The 8,571-nt window shown below is 67.9% G+C and carries 6 protein-coding genes and 1 pseudogene; 5 read left to right on the plus strand and 2 right to left on the minus strand.

The window, feature by feature from the left end; translation table 11 throughout:
• Positions 1 to 626 precede the first annotated feature (626 nt).
• Positions 627 to 1,133, minus strand: a complete 507-nt coding sequence (locus IE226_RS43095; RefSeq protein WP_190087008.1) for a carboxymuconolactone decarboxylase family protein — start codon at positions 1,131 to 1,133, stop codon at positions 627 to 629.
• A gap of 152 nt (positions 1,134 to 1,285) precedes the next feature.
• On the opposite strand from IE226_RS43095, the pseudogene IE226_RS43100 reads away from it, so the two are divergent.
• From IE226_RS43100 to IE226_RS43110, 3 genes and pseudogenes are all read left to right on the plus strand, one after another.
• Positions 1,286 to 2,175: pseudogene (locus tag IE226_RS43100) on the plus strand (IS5 family transposase).
• Between the two features lie 492 nt (positions 2,176 to 2,667).
• Positions 2,668 to 2,964, plus strand: a complete 297-nt coding sequence (locus IE226_RS43105) for a hypothetical protein (protein ID WP_190087003.1) — start codon at positions 2,668 to 2,670, stop codon at positions 2,962 to 2,964.
• 530 nt (positions 2,965 to 3,494) lie between these two features.
• Positions 3,495 to 5,009: an FMN-binding glutamate synthase family protein gene (locus IE226_RS43110; protein WP_190087004.1), complete on the plus strand. Its 1,515-nt coding sequence runs from the start codon at positions 3,495 to 3,497 to the stop codon at positions 5,007 to 5,009.
• 182 nt (positions 5,010 to 5,191) lie between these two features.
• Here IE226_RS43110 and IE226_RS43115 read toward each other — a convergent pair whose 3' ends face one another.
• Positions 5,192 to 6,877 carry an acetolactate synthase large subunit gene (locus IE226_RS43115; RefSeq protein ID WP_190087005.1) on the minus strand — a complete coding sequence of 562 codons (1,686 nt, stop codon included), beginning with the start codon at positions 6,875 to 6,877 and terminating at the stop codon, positions 5,192 to 5,194.
• Positions 6,878 to 7,177: 300 nt separating this feature from the next.
• On the opposite strand from IE226_RS43115, the gene IE226_RS43120 reads away from it, so the two are divergent.
• Positions 7,178 to 7,543 carry a cytochrome P450 gene (locus IE226_RS43120; protein ID WP_190087006.1) on the plus strand — a complete coding sequence of 122 codons (366 nt, stop codon included), beginning with the start codon at positions 7,178 to 7,180 and terminating at the stop codon, positions 7,541 to 7,543.
• Positions 7,531 to 8,046 carry a preATP grasp domain-containing protein gene (locus IE226_RS43125; protein ID WP_190087007.1) on the plus strand — a complete coding sequence of 172 codons (516 nt, stop codon included), beginning with the start codon at positions 7,531 to 7,533 and terminating at the stop codon, positions 8,044 to 8,046. Before IE226_RS43120 ends, IE226_RS43125 begins: the two co-directional genes overlap by 13 nt.
• Positions 8,047 to 8,571 lie beyond the last annotated feature (525 nt).

Here is an 8,571-nt window from a genome sequence, read left to right on the forward strand (position 1 = left end):
AGCCGTGGACGTCAGCGCGGGCAGCGGAGTGTGGATGTTGAGCGAGGTCATAGTCGAACTTCCCTGGTTGCGTACGGGGTTGTGAGTGGATCGACATCTGGCAGAAGCGGACCCGGCGGCCGTGAGACAGGACGGTGGTGATCAAACTGGTGGACCGGGCGAGACCGGGCGGTACACGTGCCGGTGTGAGAGCCCTCGGTGCTTGCCAGGGGCCGTGAGGCGTTCCGTGCCGGTCCGGGGGCCGGTGGTGCGGACAGGGGGTAGTGCAGCTACCAGAGCCGGACAAGTGATCCCCCGTGTGCGCCGGGGTGCGGTTGTCCAGGCTCCAGGCCAGAGGGGTCTATGCCCCGAGCCGGGGAAGGCAGGTCGCCAGAGGTGGCTTGCCGTGAGCCATATCGGCCCCTGTGCGGCAGTCATCGCCCGGTGTGGAACCGGGCAGTGCCGTGAGTCAGCCGCCGTCGGCCGACTGCCGATGACCATGCCGGTCGCGGACATGCGAACCAGTGCGGTCGCCACCCCGGTCCACGGCCCGTGCGGGGCAAGAAATCCGGGGCGGGGTGACGGGGCGGACGCCGGGCAACAGCGTCCGCCCTGCGATCAGGGGTGGGATGGCTGCTTGTGCGCGGCTATTCGGCTGTGCTGGCGCGCCACTGTTCGGTCGGCGATACGCCGGGCAGCGGTTTGCCGATCAGCGCAAGCGGGATGAAGAAGTTGACCTGCCCGATCGCCATCGCGAGTGTGGCCAACGCTGTGGCGTCGTAGTGCTCGGCGGCCCGCGCATACAGTGCGTCGGGCACACGCTCCCCCGGCCGGCCGGGCGTGAGCACGGCCTCCACCAGTTCCAGCGCTACGCGTTCGGCAGCAGTGAAATAGGGGGCGTCCGACCAGGAGACCACGGCGGTGATCTTTTCTTCCGGTACTCCGGCGCGGCGCAGGTTGCTGGTGTGCAGCACCGTCAGATACGTGTTTTCCACCAGCTGTCCGGCGCGCAGGTGGACCAGGCCGATGGTGCCGGGCGCCACCGCTCCGTTTTTGACGATCTTGAAGAGGGCGGCGCTGACGTCGCCGAGTTCGGGCACCAGACGCTGCGGGTCGGAGAATCGGGAAGTGACGGTCTCGAGATTGTGCGCCATCGTGTTCACGGTCAGTGTTCCTTCCGGGGTGCGGGCCGTTCACACCCGCTCGATTAACTCGTTCACCGCCCTGACGATCCGCACCGGCCAAAGGTGACCGGTTGAGCGCACTAGAGGGTGTCTCTTCGATCAGGTAGTTCGTTGTCCTGGGCATGCTCAGCAGAGGGGATCTGACGGACGGCGAGTGGGCAGTGCTGGAGCCACTGCTGCCGGTGAGCAACAACCGGTGCGGCCGGTGGCGAACCCACCGGCAAGTGATCAACGGCATCATTCATCGGCTCAGCACCGGGGTTCAGTGGCTTGAACTGCCCGAACACTTCGGCTCTTGGAAGACCGTCCACGAGCGGCATCTTCTGTGGTCGGCCGACGGCACCTGGGAGATGCTCGTTCGACACGTCCAAGCCGCTGCCGATGTCGAGGGGGACCTCGACTGGAACGTCAACGTCGACTCCACATCCGTGATCCGTGCGCGCTCACCAGATGCCGCCGGTGCCCTCAAGAAGCCGCCGCCTGCCCCCCGCCGGCTCCTCAAAAGGGGCGCCACGAAGATCAGTTCACCTGCGCACGAACATCACCCTGCGGCTCCGGTTGGAGGAGGCGGTGCGTCGGGCGAGGCTCTCGGCCGTTCCCGCGGCGGGGCTGTCCACCAAGATCCACGTAGCCGCGGAGAGCCGTTGCCGCCCGTTGTCCCTGCTCATCACGCCGGGGCAGCGGGCGGACTGGTCTCAGTTCGAACCGGTCATGGACAAGATCCGCGTCCCCTGCACAGGAGTCGGGCGACCACGCTTACCTCCGCAAGCGCGGGATCCGGCACGTGATCCCCGAGAAGAAGGACCACAAGGCCGCCCGCCTGCGACGGGGGTCACGCGATGGACGCCCGCCGGGCTTTGACGAGGCGCGATACAAAGATCGCAACACGGTGGAGCGGACGATCAACAAGCTCAAGCAGTTCAGAGCGGTCGCCACCCGCTATGACGAGCGCGGATACGTCTTCCTCGGCACTGTCACCGCCGCCGCACTCCTCATCTGGCTCCGCTCATGACCGCAGCGACGAACTGATTGTTGCGCATCGTGCTCCGCCGCCGGGGGCCGAGGTGAGCGAAAACGGGTTGTGCCCGAGTAGATGATCAGCTTGGGCCCGTGCTCGTGACTGACTTGAACGATCTCATACGTCCGGACCGCTATCCGCGCTCCTCTGGCTATGACCCCGCCTGGTTGCTCAACCTCGACATGGGGCCGAACCCGCTGTGGCTGCTGGAAGACCTCGCCCGGGACCTTGATCTGCGCCCGGGGGTGCGGATTCTCGACCTCCTCGAACGGCAGGGTGTGCGCCTCAGCTCGCACGGCCGTCACCCGGTCGCCGACACCCGCATCGGCGAAGACGGTTGCCGCTTCCTCAAGGGCGATGCGCCTGCCAGGCCAGGGCCGGCGCGGCCGATCCCGATCAATCTCCCCTGCGGTACGCCGAGCACGTCATACCCGGACCGGCGACCGCCGGGCTTTCCTGCACCTCACCATCTTGTAGGAGTTGAATGTGCCGAGGAACATTCGCATCGCCAATCTCAACGCCTACAAGCTCAGCCCCACCATACGCAACACTCGCTCTTGGGCAGCGCGAGTCACCGCCATTCAGGAGATAGCTCCTGACATCCTCGCCCTGCAGGAGTTCATCCTCGACGAAAGCGGAACCGGCCGCGACCGCTGGGAGAGCGAAGCCGCCTCGCTTGTCCAAGACCTGTCCGAAGGATGCGGCCTGAGTGCTTCCGTGCGCGTCAGCGCCGGCCATCCGCACGGCACGGCCATGGCGACAAACTGGCACCGTCCATGGTGAACCGCGTTGATGTGGAACCCCCACACAGTCGATGTAGTCGAAGGGTCATACTGCCCCTTCGGAGCCCCCTCTTATTGGCATGGCTGCACCACACCCGCTTCGACGTCGGAGCCAAAGTCCCGGTCCTCATAGCCCCAGCTACCACGGGGACCCCTTCCGACCGGACTACAGGCACAACGAGGCGCTCCGGCTCAAGGGCACCATCTGTACGACGGGCCGTGTCCGGCCCACCCTCTGCGTGGGGGACTTCAACTCGATCTGGATCAGGGGCCCCCTCCCGACACCGTTGGGAAGTCGACTTGAGCGAATCCATCGACAAGCGGAGCTTCTCCGTGATCGCCGGTAAGGACGACTACCAACTGACGGCCAGCTGAGATGCCACCCGCAAGAAGGTCTCCGGCCTCGGCCCCTGCCCCGCTTCCCCGACCGCGCGCAAGAGGAGAGCCTTCGCCGCCCTCCCGTGGCATTTCGCTGGCGTGGGGTAGCCGGTCGTGGTGAGGTTCGGCCAGTCGAGGAGAGGAACGTCTTTCATGCGTGCTCGGAACATAGGCGCGTCAGCCGCCACGGCGTTGGCGCTGGTGGCCGCCCGCGACCTCGTGCAGAAGAAGCACGCACTGCTGAGGAACTTCCCCGTGCTGGGGCACGCCAGGTACTTGCTGGAGAAGATCGGCCCCGAGCTGCGGCAGTACGTCGTGACGTCCAACGACGAGGAACGGCCCTTCAGCCGTGACCAGCGCAGCTGGATCTACGCGTCGGCGAAGGAGGAGAACAACTACTTCGGGTTCGGCACCGACGACGACGTCGAGCATGAGCAGGGTCACGCGTACGTGAAGCAGCGCACGTTCGCCGGTCGGCTGCCCGAACTGCGCGACTCGCAGGCGCCGTTGCCCTCGGCAAAGGTGCTCGGCGGACCACGAGGCCGCGCGAAGGCGTTCCGTCCGGCGAGTGTCGTCAACATCTCGGCGATGAGCTTCGGCTCGCTGTCCGGCGCGGCCGTCACGGCACTCAACAAGGGTGCGGCGCTGGCCGGGACGATGCACAACACCGGCGAGGGCGGCCTGTCGCCTTACCACCTCAACGGTGGGGAACTCGTCCTCCAGATCGGTACGTCGTACTTCGGCTGCCGCAACGAGGACGGGACGTTCAACCTCGACAAGCTCAAGTCCGTGGTCGCGAGCGGGCCCGTGAAGGCGATCGAGATCAAGCTCTCGCAGGGTGCGAAGCCGGGGCTCGGCGGCATGCTGCCGGGTGCGAAGGTGACCGACGAGATCGCCGAGATCCGCGACATTCCCGCGGGCAAGGACTGCGCGTCGCCGTCGCGGCACACCGCGTTCCACGACGTGGACTCGATGCTTGACTTCGTGGAACTGCTCGCCACGGAGACCGGATTGCCCGTCGGGATCAAGAGCGCCATCGGGGAAATGGGCTTCTGGGAGGACCTCGCCACCCTGATGGAGCGAGGTGATCGAGGGGTCGACTTCGTGACCGTCGACGGGGGCGAGGGCGGCACCGGGGCTGCTCCCCTGATCTTCGCCGACTCGGTGTCCCTGCCGTTTCGCATGGGCTTCTCCCGCGTCTACAGCGTGTTCGCCGAGCGCGGGCTGACCGACGACATCACCTTCATCGGCTCCGGCAAGCTCGGCCTGCCCGAGAACGCCGTCGTCGCGTTCGCCCTCGGCGTCGACATGGTCAACGTGGGCCGTGAGGCGATGCTGTCCATCGGCTGCATCCAGGCGCAGAAGTGCCACACCGACGCATGCCCCACCGGCATCACCACCCAGAACCCGTGGCTGACGCGCGGCATCGACGCACCCTCGAAGGCCATCCGGGCCGCCGGCTACCTGCGCACCCTGCGCAGGGAGTTGCTGAGGGTCTCGGGCGCCGTCGGCGTCACCCATCCCTCGCTCATCACCCCCACCGACATCGACATCCTCAACGGCGACTACGACGCCCGCACCCTGGCGAGCGTCTACGGCTACAAGGACGGCTGGGGCTCGCTCGGCCCCAAGCTCGCCGATGAGATCACCGAGCTGCTCACTGCCTGAGCACGTCCTTGCCCCCTCGTCGGGTATGCGGAGATACGACTGCGGCCTGATCAGCACGCGACGTCACGAGTTTGCGCACTCCTGTCCGGGGCGGTCCTCGGGGCGGGACGCTGCGTGCGAGGCGTGACAGCGGCCCGGGCAGCGCGGCCCGTACGGGAGTCGGGCCGCGCCGCGCGGGCGGGTCAGAGCGCCGAGTCGAGGTGCCCGAGGTGCTCGATGAGGTTCATGTTCTCGGCGTAGTCCACCGGGCAGTTGATGATCGACACACCCGGGTCCGCCAGTGCCTCACGGAGCGTCGGCAGCAGGTCCCCGGCGGACTCGATGTGGTAGCCCTTCGCGCCGAAGCTGCGGGCGTACTGGACGATGTCCGGGTTGCCGAAATCGGTGTTGGAGTTCTCCCCGACCTCCAGGTCCATCTTCCACTTGATGAGCCCGTAGCCGTTGTCCTCCCAGATCAGCACGGTCAGCGGGATGTTCTCGCGGACAGCCGTCTCGATCTCCTGGGAGTGCATGAGGAACGAGCCGTCGCCGACCGCCGCCAGCACCTTCGTCTGCGGCCTGGCGAGCTGGACCGCGAGCGCGCCGGGCAGCGAGAAGCCCATGGTGGACAAGCCGTTGGAGATGAGGCAGGTGTTCGGCGCGTACGTCGGGTAGAGCCGGGCCATCCACATCTTCAGCGCGCCGGTGTCGACCAGCACGATGTCGTCGCGACCGAGCGCGGCGCGGGTGTCGGCGATGACGCGCTGCGGGGCGAGCGGGTAGCGCTCGTCCGCGGCGCCCTGCTCGAGTTCCTTGGCCAGCAGCGCGCGGGTGGCCGTGGTGTCCTTATCGTCGATGGTCCACCGCAGGCCGTCGAGTGCGGTGGCGAGGGCGTCGAGGGAGGCGGAGATGTCGCCGATGATGCCGACATCGACCGAGTAGCTGTCGTCCACCTCCGCCGGGAAGCGGTGGATGTGGATGATCTTCTTGTCGCCGTCCGGGTTGATCCGGGACGGGTCGAACTCCTGCAGCTCGTAGCCGACGGCGATGATGACGTCGGCCTCCTCGAACCCGAAGTTGGTGTAGTCGCGCCGCATGAAGCCGAACGTGCCGGTTGCGCAGGGGTGGTCGTCGGGCAGGACGCCCTTGCCGTGGAAGGTGGTCGCCGTCGACACGTCGAGTGCGGTGGCGAACGCCGTCAGCGACTCCTCGGCGCCGCCGCGCGCCGCGCCGTGTCCGGCGAGGATCACCGGCCGGCGGGCCTCCCGCAGCAGGTCCACCGCCCGCTTGATCTGCTTCGGGGACGGCGCCTCGGGCTGCACGACGTCCCTGCGCAGCGGGCGCAGGTCCGAGCCGTCCGTCGCCTCGTCGACATCCTCGGGCACGGCGAGGTAGACGGCGCCGGGCCGCTCGGACTCCGCGGTCTTGAACGCGCGCCGCACCATCTCCGGGATGGCCCGGGTGGCCGGGACGTCCGCCGACCACTTCGTGACCGGGGCAAACATGCTCACCAGGTCCACGAACTGGTGGGACTCCTTGTAGTTGCGCTCCTTGCCAACCTGCGCGGTGATCGCGACGACGGGCGTGCTGTTCGTCATGGCGTCGGCGACGCCCAGCATCAGGTTGATCGCGCCGGGCCCCAGCGTCGCGGACATCACGCCCGCCGAGCCGGTGAGCCGGCCGTGCATCTCCGCCATAAAGGACGCGGCCTGCTCGTGCCGGGTGAGGACGTAGCGGATCTTCTCCGAGCGGGCGAGGGCGTTGGTGAAACGGATGTTCTCCTCGCCAGGCACGCCGAACACCACCTCGACGCCCTCGTTCTCCAGGCAGCGCACCAGAAGTTCGGCCGCTCCGTCGGGGGTCTGCTTCCGGTGCTCGGCGTCGCTCACGCTGATCGTGTCCTCTCCCGGGTTTCGGCCGCGCCGATGGGCGGACCGATCAGTCGTCTACCCCGGCCCGCCGCTCGGACGCCTGCGGACCGGGTCTTACGAGCCAGACCCTCGGATTCTTGATCGCCGCCCAGCGTTCCTCGCCGTCAGAGACCGCAGCCAGGGTCTGCTGAGTGCTGGACGCCATTCCAGAGCATCGGTGCTGCTCAGGCCACCGGCTGGCCACCCACCGATACGACTTCAGGGTGTTGTAGGAACGTCAATTCGACGGGCCTGTGCAGGGCACCACGCGCCACCGCCGTGCGGGAATGCCGGATCGGCGGCATCGACATCGAGGCGGGGCAGAGGGTCGTCGCCTTGTTCGCGGCGGCCAACCGCGACCCGGCCTCCTTCGAGTGGCCGGACGACCTGGTGCTCGACCGATCCCCGAACCGTCACCTCGGCTACGGGTGGGGGCCGCACTCCTGCATCGGGACGACGGTCGCCCAGGCGGGCCTGCGTGCCCTGTTCGCGGCCCGGGCCGGGCACTCCGCCCGCCTGGAGGCCGCGGGCGACGGAGTGCGGCGGCGTACCGCGACCATGCGGGCCTTCGACTCGCTGCCCGCTGTCCTCCTTCCGCCGTTGACCCTTTCGCCCACCTCTTGGAGTCCGCCGTGCGCATCCTGATCGGCAACCACATCGACCCCTCTATACAGGCGCGCGGCGACATGCGCGCCTGGACCCAGCGCCTGTTCAGGTCCGCCCGCCCCGGCGACCTTCTCGTCCTGTGCTGCGCGCCGGATGCGGAGCTCGCCGACTATGCCCTGGCCCACACCGGCGCGCGGCGCGAGGACCTGACCGTGCTGGCCGTTCCGCCCGGCGTATGGGGAGAGAAGCTGCTCGATCCCTCCTGCCTGACCGCGCCCGCGTTCCTCGACCGGGTGCGCGCCGCGCTCGGCCCGTCCGGGGCCGACGCGGTGGAGGAGGTGTTCGCGCTGTGGGCCGTCGGCCGCCGTGGCGCGGTTCGCCGCCTCGGTGAGCGCGGCCGACCGAATCTCGGCGCGGCGTTCTTCGCGCAGGGTGGCGTACTTCGGAACGGCGGACAGCTACCTGCCCTACCTGACGCGATTCCTCCGCCCTGGCGGACATCTGGCGATGGCGACTCCCACCATGACACGGGAGGTTTGTGAGCTCGGAGCCATCCCACCTCACATCAAGAAGGTGGTCGGCTGGGAGGCGATTGCCTGGCACACGGCGGAGTGGTGGCGCTTTCAGTGGGCGATCACCGAGCTCGTGGAGGTCACCTCCGCGTGGTTGCCGCAAGACGCCTGGCGGGACTGGCTGTTGTGGGCCCCGGGCAGCAGCCGAGCACACGCCCGACGGCCGGAGCGCGAACCAGCCCGTCATCGACATGCTCACCACAGACGGCGGAGAATTCCTCTCCTTCGCTCTGATAACTGCACGTAAGAACTGAGCAGACTGCACGCCGTCGGCAATTCCGTCTCTCCGATCGTGATCGGAGAGACAGAACCTAATTGCAAAAGATCTGCGCCCTGCAGGAGTTGCCCGGCCCCGGCCCCGCATACACGTCGGCCCCCATTCCGGCGGTCGAAAGTCACCGGAAAGGGGGCCGGGTAGCCCGGAGATCAGCCGCTCGCGGAGGCCAGGTCGAGGCGGGTCAGGCGGTCGGGGTCGGAGAGGATGTCCACTGCTGC

The organism is Streptomyces longisporoflavus (genome assembly GCF_014649775.1).
Taxonomy (GTDB): domain Bacteria; phylum Actinomycetota; class Actinomycetes; order Streptomycetales; family Streptomycetaceae; genus Streptomyces; species Streptomyces longisporoflavus.

What these genes read in the sequence shown, in the direction of transcription:
- IE226_RS43095 (WP_190087008.1), bottom strand. Translation starts at nt 1,133, where the DNA reads ATGGCGCACAATCTCGAGACCGTCACTTCCCGATTCTCCGACCCGCAG.
- IE226_RS43110 (WP_190087004.1), top strand. Translation starts at nt 3,495, where the DNA reads ATGCGTGCTCGGAACATAGGCGCGTCAGCCGCCACGGCGTTGGCGCTG.